Source organism: Streptomyces albospinus, from assembly GCF_014648695.1.
Taxonomy (GTDB): Bacteria; Actinomycetota; Actinomycetes; order Streptomycetales; family Streptomycetaceae; genus Streptomyces; species Streptomyces albospinus.
Genome location: NZ_BMRP01000014.1, coordinates 70277 through 91754, shown reverse-complemented (window position 1 = coordinate 91754; position 21478 = coordinate 70277). Strand labels below are relative to the sequence as shown.

The following is a 21478-nucleotide window of genomic DNA, read 5'->3' as shown; positions in this document are numbered from 1 at the left end:
CATGACAGCCCCTGACAGCACCGCCTCGGTCGTCCAGCTCGACGTCCCCGGCGGGCGCGAGGTAACGCACCGGGACGTCGCGGCCAACGGCGCGCGCTTCCACATCGCCGAGATGGGCGACGGCCCGCTGGTGCTGCTGCTGCACGGCTTCCCGCAGTTCTGGTGGGCCTGGCGGCACCAGCTCCCGGCGCTGGCCGACGCCGGCTTCCGCGCGGTCGCCATGGACCTGCGCGGCGTCGGCGGCAGCGACCGCACCCCGCGCGGCTACGACCCGGCGAACCTCGCGCTCGACATCACCGGCGTCATCCGCTCGCTCGGCGAGCCGGACGCCGCGCTCGTCGGCCACGACCTGGGCGGCTATCTGGCCTGGACGGCCGCGGTGATGCGGCCCAAGCTGGTGCGCCGGCTCGCGGTGGCGTCGATGCCGCATCCGCGGCGCTGGCGGGCCGCGATGCTCGCCGACTTCCGGCAGAGCGCGCGCAGTTCGCACATCTGGAACTTCCAGCAGCCCTGGCTGCCGGAGCGCCGGCTGCTGGCCGACGACGCGGCGCTGGTCGGCCGGATGATCCGCGACTGGTCCGGCCCCCGGCTCCCGGAGGACGACACGGTCGCGGTCTACCAGCGCGCGATGTGCATCCCGTCGACGGCGCACTGCTCGATCGAGCCGTACCGCTGGATGGTCCGCTCGATGGCCCGCCCCGACGGCATCCAGTTCAACCGCCGGATGAAGCTGCCCGTACGGGTCCCGACCCTGCATCTGCACGGCTCGCTGGACCCCGTGATGCGCACCCGCAGCGCCGCCGGCTCCGGCGAGTACGTGGAGGCCCCGTACCGCTGGCGGCTCTTCGACGGCCTCGGGCACTGGCCCCACGAGGAGGACCCGGTGGCCTTCTCCACGGAGCTGATCAACTGGCTGAAGGACCCGGAACCGGACCGCTGACCACGCCCGCGGGGTCCGCCGGGCAGGACGCGGGGCACCGCTGAGCGAACACCCGGCCGGGGCGCTGCGAACGTTCGTCTGACGAACAGCCAATTGCCTCGCGCATAGGCCAATTGGCCCCCTCCGACGCGGTTACGGACCATGGGCCACGGGCAGAGTCGAAGGTATGGGCTGGACGCACGACTACCGTGACGTGGCACGCAACCGCCGCAGCAGCGCCGCTGCGGTGGGCACTCAGGACAGGGGCACCCCGGATCTCAGGTCCGGTCCGTCCCCCGACCGGGCGCACCCGATGGGCATCCCGGGCATCCTGCGCCGCAGAGCACGCTGGATGAGCGCGCGGCTGCGCCATCCCCGCAGCTGACCCGCGCCGCGCGAGCGCCGCCCGCACCGGGCCGCGCCCCGTCCGCACCGGATCGGTTCGCGGCCCCGGCCTCAGATCGCGCAGCCCTCGGTGTCGACCTGCTGGGTCGCCGTACGCCCCTTGGCGATGTCCTGGCGGACCTCGTCGGCCGTCAGCGCATAGCCGGTGTGCGAGTCGTCCAGCGACTTCGCGAAGACCACGCCGTAGACCTGTCCCTTGGCCGTGAGCAGCGGGCCGCCGGAGTTGCCCTGCCGGACCGTGGCGTAGAGGGAGTAGACGTCGCGGCCGATCGTGCCGCGGTGGTAGATGTCCGGGCCGTTGGCCTGGATACGGCCGCGGATCCGGGCCGGGCGGACGTCGTAGGAGCCGTTCTCCGGGAAGCCGGCGACGATGGCGCTGTTGCCGGTGGCGGCGTCCTTGGTGGCGAACTTCAGCTCCGGGGCGCGCAGCTGCGGGACGTCCAGGACGGCGATGTCGCGTTCCCAGTCGTAGAGCACGACCTTGGCGTTCAGCGGCAGTCCCTCGCCGCCCACCTGGACCTTCGGCTCGCTGACACCGCCGACGACATGGGCGTTGGTCATCACCCGGTGCGGCGCGAACACGAAGCCGCTGCCCTCCAGGACCTTGCCGCAGCCGGGCGCCTTGCCGACGATCTTGACGATGCTGTGCTTGGCCTCCGCCGCCACCGCGCCGCTGGCCAGCTGCGGGTCGGGCGCCGGGACGGAGGTGATCGGCTCGTTGGAGAACGGCGTGAAGACCTGCGGGAAGCCGTTCTGCGCGAGCGCCGAGGAGAAGTCCGCGAACCAGGTGCTGGCCTGCGGGGGCATGACCTGGGAGACGCCCAGCAGCACCTTGGAGTTGCGGACCTCCTTGCTGAGTGTCGGCAGGGACGTACCGGCAAGGGCGGAGCCGATCAGCCAGGCGACCAGCAGCATCGCCATGACGTTGACCAGCGCGCCGCCGGTCGCGTCCAGCGCCCGCGCCGGTGTCCAGGTGATGTGGCGGCGCAGCTTGTTGCCGAGGTGGGTGGTGAGCGCCTGGCCCACCGACGCGCAGACGATCACGATGGCGACCGCCGCGATGGCCGCGAAGGTGCCGGGTTTGGCGTCGTCGGTGACCCCGTTCCAGATCACGGGCAGCAGATACACCGCGATCAGGCCGCCCCCGAGGAAGCCGATCACGGACAGGATGCCGACGACGAAGCCTTGCCGGTATCCGACGATCGCGAACCACACGGCCGCGATCAGCAGCAGAATGTCCAGGACGTTCACGCCGGACACCGTCTCACGAGCGCCAGTCGAGCGGGACCTGCTTGTCGCGGTCCCATGCAATCTCCCAGCCCGCGTAATGCAGGATCCGGTCGATCACTCCGGCGGTAAAACCCCAGACCAGGGCATTCTCGACGAGAAAAGCCGGGCCGGTGTGGCCGCTGGGGTGGCGCGTGGTGACCCGGTGCACCGGGTCCGTGAGATCCGCCACGGGAACCGTGAAGACCCGCGCGGTCTCCGCCCTGTCCACCACGCCCACCGGGCTCGGCGTACGCCACCAGCCCAGGACGGGCGTCACGACGAAGCCGCTGACCGGGATGTAGAGCCGCGGCAGCACCCCGAAGACCTGGACCCCGGACGGATCGAGGCCGGTCTCCTCCTGGGCCTCCCGCAGCGCCGCCCGCACCGGACCGTGCCCCTCCGGGTCGCCGTCCTGCGGGTCGAGCGCGCCGCCGGGGAAGGAGGGCTGGCCCGCATGGGAGCGCAGGGTGCCGGCCCGCTCCATCAGGAGCAGCTCCGGGCCGCGGGCGCCGTGGCCGAAGAGGATCAGCACGGCGGACTGCCGGCCACCGTTCTCCGGTGGCAGAAACCTGCTGAGCTGGCGCGGCTCGATCGTGGCCGCCGCACGGGCCACCGGGGCCAGCCACTCGGGCAGGCCGTTGGCCGTGACCGTGACCTCCCGGCCGGCCGCCTCGCCGTACTGCTCCCGTGCACTCGTCATACGCGCCCCCTCAGGCATCGCGTCGATGGTCGGTGTCCCCTCGTGAAGCGGTCCCCGCGGTACCCGCGGGCATGGCGCTCGCCGTTACGCGCTCGCCAGCGGGGGCGCGGGCTGCCCCGGATAGCCGGCCGGCGGCTTCAGCCGCTGCCCGGGCTGGCCGCCCAGCTCGTACTTGAGCAGCTTCTTCGCCTTGTCCGGGTCCGTCTCGCCCTCGCCGTACGCGGGGCACAGCGGGGCGACGGGGCAGGCCCCGCAGGCGGGCTTGCGGGAGTGGCAGACGCGGCGGCCGTGGAAGACGACGCGGTGCGAGAGCATCGTCCACTCGCTCTTGGGGAAGATCGCGGCGACATCGGCCTCGACCTTCTCGGGGTCCTCCTGGGTCGTCCAGCCGAAGCGGCGGGCCAGCCGGCCGAAGTGCGTGTCGACGGTGATCCCGGGGACGCCGAAGGCGTTGCCGAGCACCACGTTGGCGGTCTTGCGGCCGACGCCGGGGAGCGTGACGAGATCCTCCAGGCGGCCCGGCACCTCACCGCCGAAGCGGTCGCGCAGCGCGGTGGAGAGGCCGATCAGGGACTTGGCCTTGGCGCGGAAGAAGCCGGTCGGGCGGATCAGCTCCTCCAGCTCCTCCGGGGCGATCGCGGCCATGTCCTCGGGCGTCGGGCAGACGGCGAACAGCCTCGGGGTGGTCTGGTTGACCCTCAGGTCGGTGGTCTGCGCGGAGAGGACCGTCGCGACCAGCAGCTCGAAGGGGTTGGTGAAGTCCAGCTCCGGGTGGGCGTACGGATACAGCTCGGCCAGCTCGCGGTTGATCCGGCGGGCCCGCCGCACCATCGCCACCCGCGACTCGGGCTTGCGCGCGACGGCCTTCCCGGCGGGGGACGCCGTGGCCGCCGCCTTCTTGGCCGCGGTCTTCTTGGCTGCCGTCTTCTTCGCGGGCGCCTTCTTGGCCGCGGTCTTCTTCGCGGCGGCCTTCCTGGCCGCCGCCGGCTTCGCGGGGCTGTCCTTCACGGCCGCCTCCTTCGCCTCGGGTTGCGACGCGCCGGACGTATGCTTCGCCGGCTTGCGCCCGGTCGTCACCCTGGAGGGCGATTTGTTACTTTTATCTGTATTCAAGACGCCTGCAGGCCACTGTTCGCCCACAGCGGAATCGCGTCCTGCGCTCACTCTGTCGGCCCCCCAGTCCTCTGCTCTCACCGGCGTATTGGACACTCGGCCAGACTAAGGCCACCCACTGACATCCGACCCGATCACCAAGATTCGTGACCCCAATCGGCCCCCTGCCGTATGGCTCGGGCCACGGGTCCGGCAAACTTGTGATTGATCGCACTGTTTTGCATTCCGGCATGATGGGGACCACAGTCCCCCGGAGCATGTCGACAAGGAGAGATCTCGTGGACGACGTTCTGCGGCGCGCACCGCTCTTCGCGGCGCTCGATGACGAGCAGGCGGCCGAGCTGCGCGCCTCGATGGGAGAGGTCACGCTCGCCCGCGGCGACGCCCTGTTCCACGAAGGGGACCCCGGCGACCGCCTCTACGTGGTCACCGAGGGCAAGGTGAAGCTGCACCGCACCTCCCCTGACGGTCGGGAGAACATGCTCGCCGTGCTCGGCCCCGGTGAGCTGATCGGTGAGCTCTCGCTCTTCGACCCGGGCCCCCGTACGGCCACCGCCTCCGCCCTCACGGAGGTCAAGCTGCTCGGCCTGGGCCACGGCGACCTCCAGCCCTGGCTCAACGCCCGGCCCGAGGTGGCCACCGCCCTGCTGCGCGCGGTCGCCCGCCGGCTGCGCAAGACCAACGACCAGATGTCCGACCTGGTCTTCTCGGACGTGCCGGGCCGCGTGGCGCGCGCCCTGCTCGACCTGTCGCGCCGCTTCGGCGTGCAGTCCGAGGAAGGCATCCATGTCGTACACGACCTGACGCAGGAGGAGCTGGCCCAGCTGGTCGGCGCCTCCCGGGAGACCGTCAACAAGGCGCTCGCGGACTTCGCGGGCCGCGGCTGGCTGCGCCTGGAGGCGCGCGCCGTGATCCTGCTGGACGTCGAGCGGCTGGCCAAGCGCTCGCGCTGACGCCTCCCGTCCGCACCGCCACGCACCAAGGGCCCCGCTCCGGCGGGGCCCTTGGTGCGTGCGGGCACCGGAAAATGCGCTCGCGGCCCCCGGCCCGCCTCGCCACAGTGGCGCCATGGACAGCGGCAGGGGCTCCCACGGCCCGGGACTCGACCAGGACGGCTGCTTCGTACGGGAAGGGGCCCTGGAACAGGTACCCGAAGCGTTCGCGCCCGTGGTGGCGGAGCTGACGGCCCGGCTGACCGCCCGCTTCCCGCCCGGCAGAGTGGTCAGCAGCTATCTCTACGGGAGCATCCCGCGTGGCACCGCCGTCCCCGGAGTGTCCGACCTCGACGCACTCCTCGTCCTGCGGGACGAGCCCGGTGACACCGACGAGGCCGCCGCCCGGGCCGTCGAGGCGGAGCTGGACGCCGCCTTCCCGCAGATCGACGGTGCCGGGATCCTGCTGATGGGGGCGGACCGGCTGCTCAGCGACCTGGAGCGGTATGACGGGGCCTGGTTCGTGGCCTGCCTGTGCACCCCGCTCAGCGGGCCGGACCTGACCGCGGAGCTGCCCCGCTACCGCCCCACCTCGCTCCTCGCCCGGGAGACCAACGGCGACCTCTTCCGCCGGCTGCCGGGCCTGCGCGAGCGGGCCGCCGCGGTCGCCTCCGAGGAGGAGCGCACCCGGCTGACCCGCGGCGTGGCCCGGAACCTCGTCCGCACCGGGTTCACCCTCGTCATGCCGCGCTGGGGCGGCTGGACCAGCGACCTCGCCGAGTCCGCCGAGGTGTTCGGCCGCTACTACCCGGCACACGCCGAGCAGATGCGCGCCGCGGCGCGCGCCGCCCGGACGCCCGCCGCGTACCCCGGGCTGCTGGCCGAGCTGCTGTCCGGTCTCGCCCCCTGGCTGGCGGAGGAGTACCTGGCCGTCCACGGGGCGAAGGCCCCCCGCCCACAGGCGCCCTGACGCGGCCTCCGCCGGACGGGCCCTAGATCAGCCCGTGCTCTTCCAGGTAGTCCAGCTGTGCCCGCACCGACAGCTCGGCGGCCGGCCACAAGGAGCGGTCGACGTCCGCGTACACGCTCGCCACGATCTCGGCGGGGGTGCGGTGGCCGGCCTCGACCGCGGTCTCCACCTGGGCGAGCCGGTGGGCCCGGTGCGCCAGGTAGAACTCCACCGCCCCCTGGGCGTCGTTCAGCACCGGCCCGTGGCCCGGCAGGACCGTGGAGACGCCGTCGTCGACGGTGAGGGAGCGCAGTCGACGCAGCGAGTCCAGGTAGTCGCCCAGCCGCCCGTCGGGGTGCGCGACCACGGTGGTGCCGCGTCCCAGGATCGTGTCGCCCGTCAGGACCGCGCCGTCGGCGGGCAGGTGGAAGGAGAGCGAGTCCGCGGTGTGCCCAGGGGTGGGCACCACCCGCAGCTCCAGGCCCCCGGTGGTGATGACATCGCCCGCTTCGAGCCCCTCGTCGCCCAGGCGCAGCGCCGGGTCCAACGCCCGTACGGAGGTGCCGGTCAACTCGGCGAACCGCGCGGCCCCGTCGGCGTGATCGGGGTGCCCGTGGGTGAGCAGGGTCAGCGCGACGCGCTGGCCGGCCCGTTCGGCGGTGTCGATGACGGTCCGGAGGTGCGACTCGTCGAGCGGCCCGGGGTCGATGACGACGGCGAGGCCGGAGTCCGGCTCGGCGACGATCCAGGTGTTGGTGCCGTCCAGCGTCATCGCGGACGGGTTCGGGGCCAGGACGCAGGACGCGCGCGCGGTGGCCCGGCCCGAGATGACTCCGCCGCGGGGCTGGCCGGGGAGGGCGGCTGCTTCGGTCATGCGGGGGTACCTCCCGAGCGGCCGGTGGTGTCCTTCGGCCCGTCGTCCGTCGTCGCGATGTGCTTGGTGAACTCGTCGTGGCCCGGCCAGCTCAGCACGATCTCGTCGCCCGCCAGGCGGGCCCGGGCCAGCACCGGCGTCAGGTCCTGCGCCGCCGCGGCGGCCAACGCGTCCGCGGCGGTGGCGTACGGCTGGAGCGCACGCAGCGTGGAGATCGTCGGCGGCATCATCAGGAGCTCGCCGCGGTCGTAGCCGGCGGCGGCCTCCGCGGGCCGGATCCACACCGTGCGGTCCGCCTCCGTGGAAGCGTTCCTGGTGCGCTGGCCCTCCGGGAGGGCGGCGACGAAGAAGAACGTGTCGTAGCGGCGCGGTTCGAACTCCGGGGTGATCCAGCGCGCCCAGGCGGCCAGCAGGTCGGACCGCAGGACCAGCCCGCGGCGCCGCAGCAGGTCGGCGAAGGACAGCTCGTGGGCGACCAGCGCCGCGCGGTCCGCCTCCCAGTCCTCGCCGGTGGTGTCCGCGACGACCGTGGCGGCCGAGTCCCCGGCGAGCAGCACGCCGGCTTCCTCGAAGGTCTCGCGCACCGCGGCGCAGACGATGGCCTGCGCGCCCGCCGGGTCGACGCCCAGCCGCACCGCCCACTCGGCGCGCGAGGGGCCCGCCCACTCCACCGGGCGCTCGTCACGGGGATCGACGGAGCCGCCCGGATAGGCGTACGCGCCTCCGGCGAAGGCCATGGAGGCGCGTCTGCGCAGCATGTGGACGGCGGGGCCGCCGGTACCGGTGTCCCGCAGCAGCAGGACCGTCGCGGCCCTGCGGGGCGCGGGCGGCGTCAGCTCGCCGTTGGCGAGCGCCCGGATACGGTCCGGCCATTCCGGCGGATACCACTGGCCATTGGTCGTCGACGACATGGCCGGATGCTATGCGCTCGCGCGCGGATGTTCGAGCGTCCCTCAGGCACGAGGGCGGCATCCGGACGCGAGCGCACCGGGGCCGAACCGCTATTCGGCGATCTCGACCTGGATCTCCACCTCGACCGGCGCGTCCAGCGGCAGCACCGCCACGCCGACCGCGGACCGGGCGTGCACGCCCTTGTCGCCCAGGATCTCGCCGAGCAGCTCGCTGGCGCCGTTGACGACGCCCGGCTGCGCGGTGAAGTCCGGCGCGGAGGCCACGAACCCGACGACCTTCACGACCCGCTTGATCTTGTCGAGGTCGCCGACGACGGACTTCACGGCGGCCAGCGCGTTCAGCGCGCAGACCGCGGCGAGTTCCCTGCCCTGCTCGGCGCTGACCTCGGCACCGACCTTGCCGGTGGCGGGCAGCGCGCCGTCCACCATGGGCAGCTGGCCGGAGGTGTGGACGTACGCGCCGGAGCGCACCGCGGGCTGGTACGTGGCCAGCGGAGGCACGACCTCCGGCAGCTTCAGGCCCAGCGACGCGATCTTGTCCTCGATGCCGCTCACGGCTTCTCCCGCTTCAGGTAGGCCACCAACTGCTCGGGGTTGTTCGGGCCGGGCACGACCTGGACCAGCTCCCAGCCGTCCTCGCCCCAGGTGTCCAGAATCTGCTTGGTCGCGTGCACGAGCAGCGGCACGGTCGCGTATTCCCACTTGGTCATGGGCCGAGCGTAATGCCTGCGCCCGGCCGGGCCGCCGCCGCCCGACCCCGGCCGCGCCACGGCGCCCCCTAGGGCACATCCCCGACGCCGTCCCCGACAGGCGCGCGGCGGATCTCCGGGGAGTCCCAGGCGTATCCCGTGCGTAGCCGGGACGAGGACTGGTTAGGCTCCTTGGCGTGAGCAGGCTCCATGTCGTCAGCGGCAAGGGCGGCACCGGCAAGACCACGGTCGCCGCCGCCCTCGCCCTCGCCCTCGCCACCGAAGGGCGCCGTACCCTCCTGGTCGAGGTCGAGGGCCGGCAGGGCATTGCCCAGCTGTTCGAGACCGAGGCGTTTCCCTACGAGGAGCGCAAGATCGCGGTGGCTCCGGGCGGCGGCGAGGTGCACGCCCTCGCGATCGACGCCGAGCGCGCCCTCCTGGACTACCTCCAGATGTTCTACAAGCTCGGCAGCGCCGGCCGGGCCCTGAAGAAGCTCGGCGCGATCGACTTCGCCACCACCATCGCGCCCGGCCTGCGGGACGTGCTGCTCACCGGCAAGGCGTGCGAGGCCGTCCGCCGCAAGGACAAGAGCGGCGCGTTCGTCTACGACGCGGTCGTGATGGACGCCCCGCCGACCGGCCGGGTCACCCGGTTCCTGAACGTGAACGACGAGGTCGCCGGCCTGGCGAAGATCGGCCCGATCCACAATCAGGCGCAGGCCGTGATGCGCGTCCTCAAGTCGCCCGAGACCGCGGTGCATCTGGTGACCCTCCTGGAGGAGATGCCCGTCCAGGAGACCGCCGACGGCATCGCCGAGCTGCGCGCCGCCAACATCCCCGTGGGCGGCGTCGTCATCAACATGACCCGCCCCGCCCTGCTGGACAACGGCGACCTCGACATCGCCGCCCGCGGGGCCCGTACGGGCATCGCCAAGGCGCTCTCCCAGGCCGGCCTGGGCGGCGCCCGCCGCGGCGGCCACGCGGACCGCCTGATCGACCCCCTGCTGGAGCAGGCGCGCGAGCACGCCGAGCGGGTCGAGCTGGAGCGCGCCGAGCACGCCGAGCTGACCGCGCTCGGCCTGCCCACCTACGAGTTGGGGCTGCTCCCCGAGGGAGTGGACCTCGCCGGGCTCTACGGCCTGGCCAGAGACCTGCGGAGACAGGGGCCCATATGACCTCGGACGACACGACGCTGGACGCCTCGGCCCCGTGGCTGGAGGTCGACGCCGTGATCGACGATCCGCGCACCCGCATCGTGGTGTGCTGCGGCTCGGGCGGCGTCGGCAAGACCACCACCGCCGCGGCGCTGGGCGTGCGCGCCGCCGAGCGCGGCCGGAAGGTCGTGGTGCTCACCATCGACCCGGCCCGACGGCTGGCGCAGTCCATGGGCATCTCGGAGCTCGACAACGTCCCGCGCCGGGTCAAGGGCGTCGACGAGGCAGCGGGCGGCGAACTGCACGCGATGATGCTGGACATGAAGCGCACCTTCGACGAGATCGTCGAGGGCCATGCGGACGCCGAGCGGGCCCGCGCCATCCTGGAGAACCCCTTCTACCAGTCCTTGTCGGCCGGTTTCGCGGGCACCCAGGAATACATGGCCATGGAGAAGCTCGGCCAGCTCCGCGCGAACGACGAGTGGGACCTGATCGTCGTCGACACCCCGCCGAGCCGTTCCGCGCTGGACTTCCTGGATGCGCCCAAGCGTCTGGGCTCCTTCCTGGACGGCAAGTTCATCCGGATCCTGATGGCGCCCGCGAAGGTCGGCGGCCGGGCCGGCATGAAGTTCCTCAATGTCGGCATGTCGATGATGACCGGCACCCTCAGCAAGCTGATGGGCGGCCAACTGCTCCGCGACGTCCAGACGTTCGTGGCCGCCATGGACACCATGTTCGGCGGCTTCCGCACCCGCGCGGACGCCACGTACCGGCTGCTCCAGGCGCCCGGTACGGCGTTCCTGGTGGTGGCCGCGCCGGAGCGGGACGCGCTGCGCGAGGCGGCGTACTTCGTCGAGCGGCTGGCCGCCGAGCAGATGCCGCTGGCCGGTCTCGTACTGAACCGGGTGCACGGCAGCGGCGCGGCCCAACTGAGCGCCGAACGCGCGCTGGCCGCCGCGGAGGCCCTCACGGAGACGCTGGTCGCGGACGGCGACCCGGCCGCGGATCCGGAAGCAGGAGAAGCCGGCGACCCCTCCGACGGGATCTCCCCCAACTCCCCTTCCGCCGACCCGAGTTCCCCGGTCGCCGAAAATCTTGAGCCGGGCGGCATTGTGGATCTCGACGGCGGGAAGAATGGATCACGTACCGCCGGCGGCCTCTCCCCCGCTGCCACGGCGGAGCATGCGGCATCACCTTCGGCCTCGGCAGCGCAACTCGCCGCCGGGCTGCTGCGGTTGCACGCGGAACGTATGCAGGTCCTCGCGCGCGAACGGCGCACCCGCGACCGCTTCACCGCACTGCATCCCGAGGTCCCGGTCGCGGAGGTCGCGGCGCTGCCCGGCGACGTCCATGACCTCACGGGCCTGCGCGCGATCGGCGACCGCCTGGCCCTGCGGCCCGGCGACGCCGGCACCTGACCGCGGCGACGATCGACCGCAGCCGCGGACGACCGCGAACCGACCGCGGACCCGGTCGTGCGGGCGGCCTATCCGACCGCGGCGTATTCCTCGTCGAACACCTCGTCCTCGCAGTCCACCGGCAAGATGCCCGTGCTGCGCTCGTATTCCGTACGTGCTGTCTCCAACAGGCGGCGCCATGACGTCACGGTCGGGCGGCGGCGCAGCAGCGCCCTCCGCTCGCGTTCGGTCATTCCGCCCCACACACCGAACTCCACCCGGTTGTCCAGGGCATCGGCCAGGCACTCCGTGCGCACCGGACATCCGGTACACACCGCCTTGGCGCGGTTCTGCGCCGCCCCCTGCACGAAAAGTTCATCCGGATCGGTAGTGCGGCATGCTGCCTGTGCACTCCAGTCGGTTACCCAGCCCATGCTGGCGCCGTCCTCTCCCGAATCGAGGCTCCCCCACGGCGGCAAACGGCATATTCACCGTTGCCAGTTGAGGACGTTACGGAAGGCGGACAGGGCGCAACACCCCCTTCGGGCCCAATCTTGAATGGCCCGAACGGACTATGCGTACGCGGCAGATCACCCAACGGAGTGACCGCACGACATACGCCACTTACCTCCCAAGCGGGACACTTCGCTGTGATGGCAAGGGATTTATGACACACAGCGGGCATGTGGGACGCAGCCCGTGGGGGGAGTAGGGGTTGACGAACCGAGGTGTGGCCGTTCAGCTGTGGCGGATGGGAACAGGCTAAACGAACAGGTGCGCCCCTGTCCGGCGATTGAGAACGTAGGCTGCACCTCATGGCTAAGAAGCGCGCGGGCGGAGGCCGGTCCAAGACCCAGCAGGCCGCCAAGTTCCTCGGTGTCAGCGTCCTCGCCGGAGCGGTACTGGCCGGTATCGCGCTCCCGGCGGCCGGCGCGCTCGGCCTCGCGGCCAAGACGTCCGTCCAGGGCTTCGACGACATCCCGGCCAACCTCAGGACGCCGCCGCTCAGTCAGCGCACCACCATCCTGGACGCCGACGGCGGCGAGATCGCCAAGGTCTACTCCCGCGACCGTACGGTCGTCGACCTCAAGGACATGTCGCCCTCCATCCAGCAGGCCATCGTCGCGATCGAGGACGCCCGCTTCTACAAGCACGGCGCCATCGACCTCAAGGGCATCCTGCGCGCGGTCAACAAGAACGCCCAGTCCGGCGGCGTCGCCCAGGGCGCCTCCACGCTGACCCAGCAGTACGTGAAGAACGTCTTCATCGAGGAGGCCGGCGACGACCCGGACAAGGTCGCGCAGGCCACCCAGCAGACGATCGGCCGCAAGGTCAAGGAGCTCAAGTACGCGATCCAGCTGGAGGAGAAGCTCGGCAAGCGCAAGATCTTGCAGAACTACCTCAACATCACCTTCTTCGGTGAGCAGGCGTACGGCGTCGAGGCCGCGGCCCAGCGCTACTTCAGCAAGCACGCCAAGGACCTGAGCCTGGAGGAGTCGGCCCTGCTGGCCGGCATCGTGCAGTCGCCGAGCCGCTACGACCCGGTCAACCACCTCCACGAGGCGACCGTGCGCCGCAACACCGTGCTGCGGCGGATGGCCGACCTCAAGGACATCACCCGGGCACAGGCCGACGCCGCCGCCGCGAAGCCGATCCAGCTGAAGGTCAGCCGCCCGCAGAACGGCTGCATCACCGCCGGCAGCGGCGCCGGCTTCTTCTGCGACTACGTCCGCGAAGTGCTGCTCAACGACAAGACGTTCGGCAAGACCCGCGAGATCCGCTCGCAGCGCTGGAACGAGGGCGGGCTGACCATCCGCACCACCCTCGACCCGCAGACCCAGAAGGCGATCCAGGCGTCGCTCAGCAAGCACGTCTACGACGACGACCCGGTCGCCGGCGCCGCGACCGTCGTCCAACCGGGCACCGGCAAGATCCTCGGCATGGGCCAGTCCCGGCCCTACGGCTTCGGCAGGAACCAGACCCAGATCAACCTCTCGGTCAACCACAGCATGGGCGGCGGCGCCGGCTACCAGCCCGGCTCGACCTTCAAGCCGGTGATCGCGGCGGCGGCCCTGGAGCAGGGCACCAGCCCGTACCAGGAGTACCCCTCGCCGTACAAGATGCCGTACCCGAGCCCGGTCCAGACCTGCACCGGCGAGTGGCAGGGCCACGACACCGCCCAGAACGAGAACCCGCAGGAGCACGGCCCGTACGCCATGAAGGAGGCGACCGCGAAGTCGGTCAACACCTACTACGTGCAGCTGATCAGCGACATGGGCATCTGCCCCGCGGTCAAGATGGCCGAGAAGATGGGAATTCAGCGGGCCGACGGCAAGCCGCTGACGCAGGTTCCCTCCATGGCCCTCGGCGGCCAGGAGATGTCCCCGCTGACCATGGCCGGGGCGTACGCCACCTTCGCCAACGAGGGCACGTACTGCTCCCCGGTCGCCATCGAGTCGATCATCGACGCCCAGGGCCGGTCGCTGAAGGTCCCGCAGACCAGCTGCCGCAGCGCGATGTCCAAGAAGACCGCGGACACGGTCAACGCCCTCCTCAAGGGCGTCGTCGAGGACGGCACCGGCAAGGAGGCCGGACTCCAGGGCCGCGACAGCGCCGGCAAGACCGGCACGACGGACAGCCGCTACGCCGCCTGGTTCGTCGGCTACACGCCGAACGCGGCCGGCGCGGTCTGGGTCGGCGACCCGCGGCACCAGCGCCAGATGTTCAACATCACCATCGGCGGCGTGACGCACGACAAGGTCTACGGCGCGGACACCCCCGGCCCCATCTGGCGCGACGCGATGTCCGGCGCCCTGGCGGGCCGCCCCGCGCCGGCGCTGCCCACCGTCCCGATCGACGACCCCGCGGGCGGCGACGGCAACCAGGGTCAGGACAAGCCCAAGCCCAACCCGAAGCCGAACCCCGGCCACGGCGGCGACAACAAGCCCGGGGGCGGCTGGCACATTCCGGGCTTCCCCGACATCTTGGGCGGTGGCAACGGGGGCTGGTGACCCACCGGGGCGGACCACCCGCCCACGGACCCGCCGACTCCGCCTCGGCACACAGGCCGACCGCCGCCACGGCATACGGAAGGGGCGCCCTCACCGCGAGGGCGCCCCTTCCGCTTCCGTACGGCGCTCAGCCGGCGAGCAGCTTCTTCACCGCCGCGGCGACCCGGCCGCCGTCGGCCCGGCCCGCCACCTGCGGGTTGACGATCTTCATCACGGCGCCCATCGCGCGCGGCCCCTCGGCACCGGCCCCCTTGGCCTCCGCCACGGCCGCCGCGACCAGCTGCTCCAGCTCGTCGTCGGTCAGCGGCTTGGGCAGATACGTGGCGAGCACCTCACCCTCCGCCCGCTCCCGCTCCGCGGCGTCGGCCCGGCCGCCCTTGTCGAACGCCTCCGCGGCCTCCCGGCGCTTCTTCGCCTCCCGCGCGATGATCTTCTCGACCTCGCCGTCGGACAGCTCACGCGCCTCGGTGCCGGCCACCTCCTCCTTCTGGATCGCGGTCAGCGTGAGACGGAGGGTGGCGGAACGCAGCTCGTCACGCGCCTTGATCGCGGTGGTGAGGTCGTCCTTGAGCTTGGCCTTGAGCGTGGTCATGCCGTCGAGTATGCCCGCCCCCACCGACAACCGCCGCGCCTTTTCCCCGCCCACGCGCCCCGCTCCCCCGCACGCACTCCCCAAGACCCCCCGTCCTGACGATCAAGGGCCGCTCCCTGCCCCACCCCCACTCTGCGACCATGGACACATGCGCGCGCGATACGGAGTACCCCTGTCCCTGACCGCAGTCGGCGCGGCCGGCCTGGCCTACGCCGCCGGCTTCGAGGTCCGCTCCTTCCGCCTGCGGCGCGTCACCGTGCCCGTACTGCCCCGCGGTATGCGGCCGTTGCGCGTCCTTCAGGTCTCCGACATCCACATGGTCAGCGGGCAGCGCAAGAAACAGCGCTGGCTCCAGTCGCTCGCCGGACTCCGCCCCGACTTCGTCGTCAACACCGGCGACAACCTCTCCGACCCCGAGGGGGTGCCCGAGACCCTGGACGCCCTCGGCCCCCTGATGGAGTTCCCCGGCGCCTACGTCTTCGGCTCCAACGACTACTACGGCCCCAAGCTGCGCAACCCCGCCCGCTATCTGATCGAAAGGGTCCAGGGCCGGCACGGCCTGAACGGCAACGCCCCCGCCGTCGGCGTCGTCCACAACCCGTGGGAAGACCTGCGCGACGCCTTCGACGCGGCCGGCTGGGTCGGCCTCTCCAATTCCCGCGGGCGCCTCAAGCTGGAGGGTGCCGAGATCGCGCTGACCGGCCTGGACGACCCGCACATCAAGCGCGACCGCTACGCCGAGGTCGCCGGCGGCCCGGAATCCGGCGCCGACCTCTCCCTGGCCGTCGTCCACGCCCCGTACCTGCGCTCCCTGGACGCCTTCACCGGCGACGGCTACCCGCTGATCCTCGCCGGCCACACCCACGGCGGCCAGCTCTGCGTCCCCTTCTACGGCGCCCTCGTCACCAACTGCGACATCGACACCCGGCGCGCCAAGGGCCTCTCCAGCCACACCGCCGACGGCCACACCTCCTACCTCCATGTCTCCGCCGGCTGCGGCACCAACCGCTACACCCCGGTCCGCTTCGCCTGCCCCCCGGAAGCCACCCTGCTCACCCTCACCCCCCACGACTGATCCACCCCGACGGCCGCCGGCCGGGGCCCTTCCACCACCCCGGCCCCGGCCTCCCCGGAACCGGATTTCACCTACGGGGATCAGTCCGCTAAAGTAGAGCTCGTTGCTTCGGGGTGTAGCGCAGCTTGGCAGCGCGCTTCGTTCGGGACGAAGAGGTCGTGGGTTCAAATCCCGCCACCCCGACTGAAGGAACACCAGGTCAGGGGCCTGATCCACGAAGGTGGGTCAGGCCCCTGACTCGTTTCCGGAGCGTTTGAGGAGCCGATCGGGAGCCGTTCGGGAGCCGATCTCGGAAGTCGGCTGCCGAAGGTCGACTCCGTGAGGTCGGCATCCCGGCCGGTCCGTCGGCAGCGCCGTGGAGGTTTCGGGTCTGCGGGGCGCTGATATTTCGCTCGGCGGTGCCTTCGTACCGCGCGCTATGTTCGGGCGAACTCGGTCGCGCCGTTCCGCCCGTTCAGCAGCGCGGTGAGCGCCTCGGTTGCCGCGGCGGGGTCCGTACCCCGCCAGGCGATGATGTGGTCCGGCCTGATGAGCAGGGACTGTCCGGCGGGGAGGAAGTCCGTGTCGAGGCGGTGCACGGCGAGGCCGGGGTGCCCGGTCGTGGGGTGCGGGGTCCGGCTGCCGGTCAGCAGGGCCCAGGCAGGTCCGGCGAGGTCGAGCGTCGAGCGGGTGCGGGCCCGGTCGAGCCAGCGGTGGGGAATGCGGGTGCCGACGCGGCCGGCGGGGTCGAATTCGGCGATCGGTTCAGGGTCGTTGGTGTGCTCGGGGTCGGTGCAGAGGGCTCCCGCGGTGTACTGGAAGCCGCCCGCGGTCAGCACGTAGGGGTGGGCGAGTGCGGGGTCGGGTGCCGACGCCCAGTCACGGAGGTTCAGGGTGCGGCGGCTTGACTGGTCGGCGGCGAACCAGCCGGCCGGGCGGCGTTCCGCGTCGTAGCTGTCCAGCAGGGCCGGGGCCGCGTGGCCGCGGAGGACTGCGGCGAGTTTCCAGCCCAGGTTGTGTGCGTCGGCGATCCCGGTGTTGGCGCCGCTGGCGGCGAAGGGCGGCATGACGTGTGCGGCGTCGCCGGCCAGATGGACCCGGCCGAGGGTGTAGCGGTCGGCGACGAGCATCTCGGGCTGCCAGGGCAGGACGCTGCGGACTTCGAGGTCCGGGGCCGGAACGCCGAGGGCGGTGCGGAGCTCGGCGGGCCAGTCCCGGCCGGTGGCGTCGCCGCTGCCCATGAACACCCAGCGGCGGCGGCCGTCGACCGACGCCAGTGCGCCGGGTGTGCCGGGGTGCTCGATCTGGCAGAGGTTGAACTCCCGGCCGCGGACGACCTCGCCGAGGTCGGCGTGGAAGTAGACGTTCACGCTCGGATCGCCTATGAGCCCGCGGCCCGAGCGGCCGATGCCCAGGGCCTGGCGTATGGGGCTGCGGGCGCCGTCGGCGGCGACCATGTAGCGGGCGCGCAGTCGCGAGCGGTCCCCGTTGACGCGGTCGAGCAGGTCGGCGACCACCTCGTCGTCGTGTTGCTCGAAGGCGACGAGTTCGGTGTCGAAGTGCACCGTGGCCCCGGCGTCGACGGCGGCCTCGCGCAGCACCGGTTCCAGCACGTCCTGGGCGATCAGGCAGGGAGCCTCCGGGCTGACGTCGACGACACCTCCGTTCGGGCCCGGCGGTTGCCACAGCGGGAGTTGCTCGGCCTCGGCGAGCGTCCGTCCCGCGGCCATGCGGTCGTGACCGGCGAGATCACGTGCCGCGTGGTGAACCAGGCCGGCCAGGCCGAGTTCCCGGAAGATCTCCATGCTGCGCATGTGGAAGCGGCGGGCCTTGGGCTGTGGCGAGGTGGTCGACCGCTTCTCCACCACCGTCACCGCCACCCCGTGGTGGCGCAGCACCAGGGCGGCGGTGAGTCCCACCAGTCCACCGCCCACGACGAGTACCTCAGAAGTCTGTGTACGTTGTCCACTCATGGTGGACAACGTACACCAACGTTAGAGTAGGTCCACCATGACTTCTTCCGAGCGCCGGCCCGTCCCCGGCGGGCTGGTGTGGTTCGACGAACCCGCGCCCCCGCGCGCCACCGAGCAGCTCAGCCGCGAGCGCATCGTGAACGCGGCGGTGGAGCTGGCCGACGACCAGGTCACCGGCGAGATCACCATGCGGGCACTCGCCGCGCGACTGGGCGTCCGCAGCCCCATGGCCCTGTACCGCTACGTCGGCAGCAAGGACGGCCTGGTCGACCTCATGACCGACCAGGTCTACGGCCGGATCACCGTGCCGCGGGGCCACGGCTGGCGGCACGCGCTCCAGGGACTCGGCCGTACCGGTTGGGACGCGGTGCAGCGCCACCCCTGGTTCGCGCGCCTCGCCTTCAGCCGTCCCCCCATGGGGCCCAACGCCCTCCACCTCTACGACTCCGCGCTCGCCGAACTCGCACCGTTCGGGCTCGACGCGACCACCCGCATGGGGTTCGTCAAGACCGTGCTCGGCCACGTCCTGGGTTCCGGTCTCGCGCTGCTGGAGGAGCAGACCATGCGCGCCCGGGCCGGATTCCACTCCGACAGCGACCTGGAGGCCGCCGCGGCCCCCTATCTCGAACGCATCGCGGCAGCGGGCAAGCACCCCCACTTCATCAGCTGGGCGACCGATCCGCAGCGCCTCGCCCCGGAACCCCAGTCCTTCGAGCAGGTCCTGGAATGGCTCCTGGACGGGCTCGCCACCCTGCTCCCGCCGGAGGACCGCTCCCCGGTCTGACGGCCTCAACCGGCAGCCGCATACCGTAAGTCGGCCCGGTGAGAGGTGGATTACGCGAGCGGTGGCGGGAGCTGCCGCGGTGGGCGCGCGGGGTGCTCGCGGTGTACGGGATCGGCTTCCTTCAAGGAGCCTGCTTCCACTTCGTCGTTCTGGCGCAGGGTGGGGTCCACGGTTATGCGGCGTTCGCCCCGCTCCCGTTGCGGGTGTTCTTCGCCTGCCTGCTGGTCCTCGACCCGCTGATCGCCGTGCTGGTGGGGCTGGCGCGGCCGGCAGGTGTTCCGCTGGAGGGTGGCGTCATGGTGCTGGATGCCGCCGCGAACTGGCTCGTCAACTGGCCGCAGGTGCGGGACGATCCGGCGTGGCTGCTGCGTCCGGTGGGGCTGCTGCCCATCACGCTCTTCTGCCTGTTCGTCCTCGCGACGCAGGTGCCGCTGCTGCGTGTCATCAAGGGGAACGGCCCCCGTCGCGGCGGCGGCGATCCGTCGTCCACTGCTGTGCACAACCGCCGGACCGGCCCCCGCTCCCCCGCGTAGTGTCGCTTGTCATGACTTCTGCGAAGAGTTCCCCGCCCGCCTCCACGGTGCCTGCCCGGACGGCCGCCGAAGCGGCTCCCGCGCTGTCGAACCCCTTCTTCACACCGAGTGAACTGCCTTACGAACTCCCGCCGTTCGCCCGTATCCGGCACGAGCACTTCCTGCCCGCCTTCGAACGCGGTATGGCCGACCAGCTGGCCGAGATCGCCGCCATCGGGGGCAGCGGCGCGCCCCCGACGTTCGAGAACACCGTGGAGGCGCTGGAGCGCAGCGGCGCGGTGCTGTACCGGGCGTCGCGGGTGTTCTTCAACAAGGCGAACGCGGACACCGATGGCGCGACGCAGGAACTGGAGGCCGAGATCGTCCCGCGGCTGGCCGCCCACGAGGACGCCGTACTCCTCGATCCCGCCCTGTTCGCCCGGCTGGAGGCGCTCCACGAGCAGCGCGACCGGCTGGGGCTGGACGGTGAGCAGCGGCGGCTGCTGGAGCGCCACCATGCCCTGCGGGTCCGGGCCGGGGCCCGGCTGGCCCCCGAACAACAGGGGCGGCTACGGGAGTTGAACGCCGAGATCGCCGCCCTGTGTACCGAGTTCCGGAAGAACCTGCGGACCGACACCGCGGCGGCTGCCCTGGTGGTGGAGCGTACCGAGGAGCTGGCCGGGCTGCCGGCGGACGAGATCGCCGCCGCGGCGGAGAGCGCCCGGGAGCTCGGGCACGACGGCCACTACGTCATCGGGCTGCGCAACTTCACCAATCCGCCGCAGCTCGCCACCCTGGAGGATCCGGCGCTGCGCGAGCGGCTGCTCACCGCCTCCCTGGAGCGCGGCCTCACCAGCAACGGCCCCCTCGCCGTCACGGTGGTCACGCTGCGCGCCGAGCGCGCCGCGCTGCTCGGCTACCCGCACCACGCCGCCTGGCAGCTCGCCGACCAGACCGCCGGCACGGCCGGTGCCGTCGAGGAGATGCTGGGCAAGCTGATCGGCCCGGCCCTCGCCCACGCCGAGCGCGAGGGTGCGGCGCTGGCCGAGGCGGCGGGCGTGGCGGAGGTCCGCGCGGCCGACTGGCAGTACTACGCCGAGCGGGTCCGCAAGGAGCGGTTCGACCTCGATGCCGCCGCGCTGCGCCCCTATCTGGAGCTGGAGCGGGTCCTGCGCGACGGCGTCTTCCACGCCGCCACCCTGGTCTACGGGGTCACCTTCACCGAGCGCCCCGATCTGGTCGCGTACCACCCGGACGCCCGGGTCTTCGAGGTGCACAACGCCGACGGCAGCCCCGTCGGCCTGTATATCGGCGACTTCCACGCCCGGGAGTCCAAGCAGGGCGGCGCCTGGATGAACGAGCTGGTGCTCCAGTCCCGGCTGCTGGACCAGCGTTCCGTGGTCGTCAACAACCTCAACATCCCCAAGCCGCCGGCCGGCGATCCGGTACTCCTGAACTGGCGCGAAGTCATCACGCTCTTCCACGAGTTCGGGCACGCGCTGCACGGGCTCTTCTCCGACGTGCGCTATCCGCTGCTGGCGGGCACCAAGGTGCCGCGCGACTTCGTCGAATTCCCGTCCCAGGTCAACGAGATGTGGGCGGAGTGGCCCGAGGTGCTCGCCCATTACGCCCGGCACCACCGCACCGGCGAGCCGATGCCGCCCGAGCTGCCGGCCAAGCTGCGCGAAGCGGAACGGTTCGGCGAGGGGTTCAACAGCGTGGAGCACCTGGCCGCCGCACTGCTGGACTGGTCCTGGCACACCCTCCCGGCCGCCGAACTGCCCGACAAGGACGGCACCGCGGCGTTCGAGGCCGCCACCCTGGAGCGCCACGGCCTGGCCCGGCCCGCGATCCCGCCGCGCTACCGGACCGGCTACTTCGCCCATGTCTTCGGCGGCGGCTACGCGGCCGGCTACTACGGCTACCGATGGGCGGAAGTACTGGACGCGGACACCGTGCGCTGGTTCCGGGAGAACGGCCGGACGGTCCGCGAGAGCGGCGAGATCTTCCGCCGCGAGCTGCTCAGCAGGGGCAACAGCGTCGAGCCGATGGAGGCGTTCCGCGCGGTGGTCGGCCACGATCCGGACATCGGACCGCTGCTGGCCAGGCGGGGTGCGCAGGAGTAGCGGAACGGAACAGCGCGAGCGCCGCAGCACGGGACGGCGGGGAAGGCGAGGAACGCCACGACGGGCCGGGCCACGCACTTCCCCCTCCGCGCACTTCCCCCTCCGCGCGCTCCG

At 72.0% G+C, this 21478-nt stretch carries 21 protein-coding genes and 1 tRNA gene; 12 read left to right on the top strand and 10 right to left on the bottom strand.

Annotation, left to right across the window (positions count from 1 at the left end):
- Position 1 precedes the first annotated feature (1 nt).
- Both IEZ17_RS20375 and IEZ17_RS20370 read left to right on the top strand, forming a co-directional pair.
- The gene (locus IEZ17_RS20375) at positions 2-940 is read left to right on the top strand and encodes an alpha/beta fold hydrolase (protein WP_189302154.1); all 939 of its coding nucleotides are present in this window, start codon (positions 2-4) and stop codon (positions 938-940) included.
- A 166-nt stretch (positions 941-1106) separates the two neighbouring features.
- A complete protein-coding gene (locus tag IEZ17_RS20370) occupies positions 1107-1304 on the top strand; it encodes a hypothetical protein (RefSeq protein WP_189302152.1) in 198 nt (65 codons plus the stop codon).
- 71 nt (positions 1305-1375) lie between these two features.
- Here IEZ17_RS20370 and IEZ17_RS20365 read toward each other — a convergent pair whose 3' ends face one another.
- The 3 genes from IEZ17_RS20365 to nth all read right to left on the bottom strand — a co-directional run bounded on the left by IEZ17_RS20365 (position 1376) and on the right by nth (position 4301).
- A complete protein-coding gene (locus tag IEZ17_RS20365; RefSeq protein WP_189302150.1) occupies positions 1376-2575 on the bottom strand; it encodes a MarP family serine protease in 1200 nt (399 codons plus the stop codon).
- Between the two features lie 13 nt (positions 2576-2588).
- A complete protein-coding gene (locus IEZ17_RS20360; RefSeq protein WP_189302142.1) occupies positions 2589-3293 on the bottom strand; it encodes an NUDIX hydrolase in 705 nt (234 codons plus the stop codon).
- Positions 3294-3377: 84 nt separating this feature from the next.
- The gene (nth, locus tag IEZ17_RS20355; RefSeq protein WP_189302139.1) at positions 3378-4301 is read right to left on the bottom strand and encodes an endonuclease III; all 924 of its coding nucleotides are present in this window, start codon (positions 4299-4301) and stop codon (positions 3378-3380) included.
- A 383-nt stretch (positions 4302-4684) separates the two neighbouring features.
- On the opposite strand from nth, the gene IEZ17_RS20350 reads away from it, so the two are divergent.
- Entirely contained in the window at positions 4685-5359 is a 675-nt protein-coding gene (locus tag IEZ17_RS20350) for a Crp/Fnr family transcriptional regulator (RefSeq protein ID WP_006604164.1), read from the top strand.
- A gap of 115 nt (positions 5360-5474) precedes the next feature.
- Positions 5475-6308, top strand: a complete 834-nt coding sequence (locus IEZ17_RS20345) for a nucleotidyltransferase domain-containing protein (protein ID WP_189302137.1) — start codon at positions 5475-5477, stop codon at positions 6306-6308.
- Between the two features lie 22 nt (positions 6309-6330).
- Here the strand turns inward: IEZ17_RS20345 and IEZ17_RS20340 are convergent, their stop codons facing one another.
- The 4 genes from IEZ17_RS20340 to sp36 all read right to left on the bottom strand — a co-directional run bounded on the left by IEZ17_RS20340 (position 6331) and on the right by sp36 (position 8782).
- Complete coding sequence (locus IEZ17_RS20340; protein WP_189302136.1) at positions 6331-7161, bottom strand: MBL fold metallo-hydrolase; 831 nt, start codon at positions 7159-7161, stop codon at positions 6331-6333.
- Complete coding sequence (locus IEZ17_RS20335; protein WP_189302134.1) at positions 7158-8072, bottom strand: NUDIX hydrolase; 915 nt, start codon at positions 8070-8072, stop codon at positions 7158-7160. Before IEZ17_RS20335 ends, IEZ17_RS20340 begins: the two co-directional genes overlap by 4 nt.
- A gap of 90 nt (positions 8073-8162) precedes the next feature.
- A complete protein-coding gene (locus tag IEZ17_RS20330) occupies positions 8163-8627 on the bottom strand; it encodes a RidA family protein (RefSeq protein ID WP_189302132.1) in 465 nt (154 codons plus the stop codon).
- Positions 8624-8782 carry a Sp36 family protein gene (gene sp36, locus IEZ17_RS20325; protein ID WP_019992579.1) on the bottom strand — a complete coding sequence of 53 codons (159 nt, stop codon included), beginning with the start codon at positions 8780-8782 and terminating at the stop codon, positions 8624-8626. The genes IEZ17_RS20330 and sp36 overlap by 4 nt, the downstream gene beginning before the upstream one ends.
- A gap of 176 nt (positions 8783-8958) precedes the next feature.
- Here sp36 and bagA point away from each other — a divergent pair, with 176 nt between their 5' ends.
- Both bagA and bagB read left to right on the top strand, forming a co-directional pair.
- Positions 8959-9936 (top strand): ATPase BagA, encoded by a 978-nt coding sequence (bagA, locus tag IEZ17_RS20320; RefSeq protein ID WP_189302130.1) that lies wholly within the window; start codon positions 8959-8961, stop codon positions 9934-9936.
- On the top strand, positions 9933-11333 hold the full coding sequence (gene bagB, locus IEZ17_RS20315) for an ATPase BagB (protein WP_189302129.1): 1401 nt from the start codon (positions 9933-9935) through the stop codon (positions 11331-11333). The genes bagA and bagB overlap by 4 nt, the downstream gene beginning before the upstream one ends.
- A 68-nt stretch (positions 11334-11401) precedes the next feature.
- On the opposite strand, the gene IEZ17_RS20310 is transcribed toward bagB, so the two are convergent.
- Positions 11402-11746, bottom strand: coding sequence for a WhiB family transcriptional regulator (locus tag IEZ17_RS20310; protein ID WP_189302127.1), 345 nt, complete (start codon positions 11744-11746; stop codon positions 11402-11404).
- Positions 11747-12127: 381 nt separating this feature from the next.
- Here IEZ17_RS20310 and IEZ17_RS20305 point away from each other — a divergent pair, with 381 nt between their 5' ends.
- Positions 12128-14323 (top strand): transglycosylase domain-containing protein, encoded by a 2196-nt coding sequence (locus IEZ17_RS20305; RefSeq protein WP_189302125.1) that lies wholly within the window; start codon positions 12128-12130, stop codon positions 14321-14323.
- A 127-nt stretch (positions 14324-14450) separates the two neighbouring features.
- On the opposite strand, the gene IEZ17_RS20300 is transcribed toward IEZ17_RS20305, so the two are convergent.
- On the bottom strand, positions 14451-14915 hold the full coding sequence (locus IEZ17_RS20300) for a GatB/YqeY domain-containing protein (RefSeq protein ID WP_189302123.1): 465 nt from the start codon (positions 14913-14915) through the stop codon (positions 14451-14453).
- 148 nt (positions 14916-15063) lie between these two features.
- On the opposite strand from IEZ17_RS20300, the gene IEZ17_RS20295 reads away from it, so the two are divergent.
- Both IEZ17_RS20295 and IEZ17_RS20290 read left to right on the top strand, forming a co-directional pair.
- The gene (locus tag IEZ17_RS20295; RefSeq protein ID WP_189302122.1) at positions 15064-15990 is read left to right on the top strand and encodes a metallophosphoesterase; all 927 of its coding nucleotides are present in this window, start codon (positions 15064-15066) and stop codon (positions 15988-15990) included.
- 109 nt (positions 15991-16099) lie between these two features.
- Positions 16100-16173: transfer RNA gene (locus IEZ17_RS20290), tRNA-Pro, on the top strand.
- A gap of 233 nt (positions 16174-16406) precedes the next feature.
- Here the strand turns inward: IEZ17_RS20290 and IEZ17_RS20285 are convergent.
- Positions 16407-17942, bottom strand: a complete 1536-nt coding sequence (locus IEZ17_RS20285) for an FAD-dependent monooxygenase (protein WP_189302119.1) — start codon at positions 17940-17942, stop codon at positions 16407-16409.
- Between the two features lie 37 nt (positions 17943-17979).
- Between IEZ17_RS20285 and IEZ17_RS20280 the strand changes: the two genes are divergently transcribed.
- Genes IEZ17_RS20280 through IEZ17_RS20270 form a run of 3 tightly spaced genes read left to right on the top strand, consistent with a single transcriptional unit; the run spans position 17980 to position 21364 of the window.
- Positions 17980-18726, top strand: a complete 747-nt coding sequence (locus IEZ17_RS20280) for a TetR/AcrR family transcriptional regulator (protein WP_189302117.1) — start codon at positions 17980-17982, stop codon at positions 18724-18726.
- Positions 18727-18764: 38 nt separating this feature from the next.
- Positions 18765-19259: a hypothetical protein gene (locus IEZ17_RS20275; protein WP_189302115.1), complete on the top strand. Its 495-nt coding sequence runs from the start codon at positions 18765-18767 to the stop codon at positions 19257-19259.
- Between the two features lie 11 nt (positions 19260-19270).
- Positions 19271-21364 (top strand): M3 family metallopeptidase, encoded by a 2094-nt coding sequence (locus IEZ17_RS20270; RefSeq protein ID WP_189302113.1) that lies wholly within the window; start codon positions 19271-19273, stop codon positions 21362-21364.
- The last annotated feature ends 114 nt before the right edge of the window (positions 21365-21478 follow it).

What these genes read in the sequence shown, in the direction of transcription:
- IEZ17_RS20375 (WP_189302154.1), top strand. Translation starts at nt 2, where the DNA reads ATGACAGCCCCTGACAGCACCGCCTCGGTCGTCCAGCTCGACGTCCCC.
- IEZ17_RS20305 (WP_189302125.1), top strand. Translation starts at nt 12,128, where the DNA reads ATGGCTAAGAAGCGCGCGGGCGGAGGCCGGTCCAAGACCCAGCAGGCC.
- IEZ17_RS20310 (WP_189302127.1), bottom strand. Translation starts at nt 11,746, where the DNA reads ATGGGCTGGGTAACCGACTGGAGTGCACAGGCAGCATGCCGCACTACC.
- IEZ17_RS20270 (WP_189302113.1), top strand. Translation starts at nt 19,271, where the DNA reads ATGACTTCTGCGAAGAGTTCCCCGCCCGCCTCCACGGTGCCTGCCCGG.
- sp36 (WP_019992579.1), bottom strand. Translation starts at nt 8,782, where the DNA reads ATGACCAAGTGGGAATACGCGACCGTGCCGCTGCTCGTGCACGCGACC.
- IEZ17_RS20295 (WP_189302122.1), top strand. Translation starts at nt 15,064, where the DNA reads ATGCGCGCGCGATACGGAGTACCCCTGTCCCTGACCGCAGTCGGCGCG.
- IEZ17_RS20345 (WP_189302137.1), top strand. Translation starts at nt 5,475, where the DNA reads ATGGACAGCGGCAGGGGCTCCCACGGCCCGGGACTCGACCAGGACGGC.
- IEZ17_RS20370 (WP_189302152.1), top strand. Translation starts at nt 1,107, where the DNA reads ATGGGCTGGACGCACGACTACCGTGACGTGGCACGCAACCGCCGCAGC.
- IEZ17_RS20280 (WP_189302117.1), top strand. Translation starts at nt 17,980, where the DNA reads ATGACTTCTTCCGAGCGCCGGCCCGTCCCCGGCGGGCTGGTGTGGTTC.
- IEZ17_RS20335 (WP_189302134.1), bottom strand. Translation starts at nt 8,072, where the DNA reads ATGTCGTCGACGACCAATGGCCAGTGGTATCCGCCGGAATGGCCGGAC.
- IEZ17_RS20300 (WP_189302123.1), bottom strand. Translation starts at nt 14,915, where the DNA reads ATGACCACGCTCAAGGCCAAGCTCAAGGACGACCTCACCACCGCGATC.
- IEZ17_RS20360 (WP_189302142.1), bottom strand. Translation starts at nt 3,293, where the DNA reads ATGACGAGTGCACGGGAGCAGTACGGCGAGGCGGCCGGCCGGGAGGTC.
- IEZ17_RS20340 (WP_189302136.1), bottom strand. Translation starts at nt 7,161, where the DNA reads ATGACCGAAGCAGCCGCCCTCCCCGGCCAGCCCCGCGGCGGAGTCATC.
- bagB (WP_189302129.1), top strand. Translation starts at nt 9,933, where the DNA reads ATGACCTCGGACGACACGACGCTGGACGCCTCGGCCCCGTGGCTGGAG.
- IEZ17_RS20285 (WP_189302119.1), bottom strand. Translation starts at nt 17,942, where the DNA reads ATGAGTGGACAACGTACACAGACTTCTGAGGTACTCGTCGTGGGCGGT.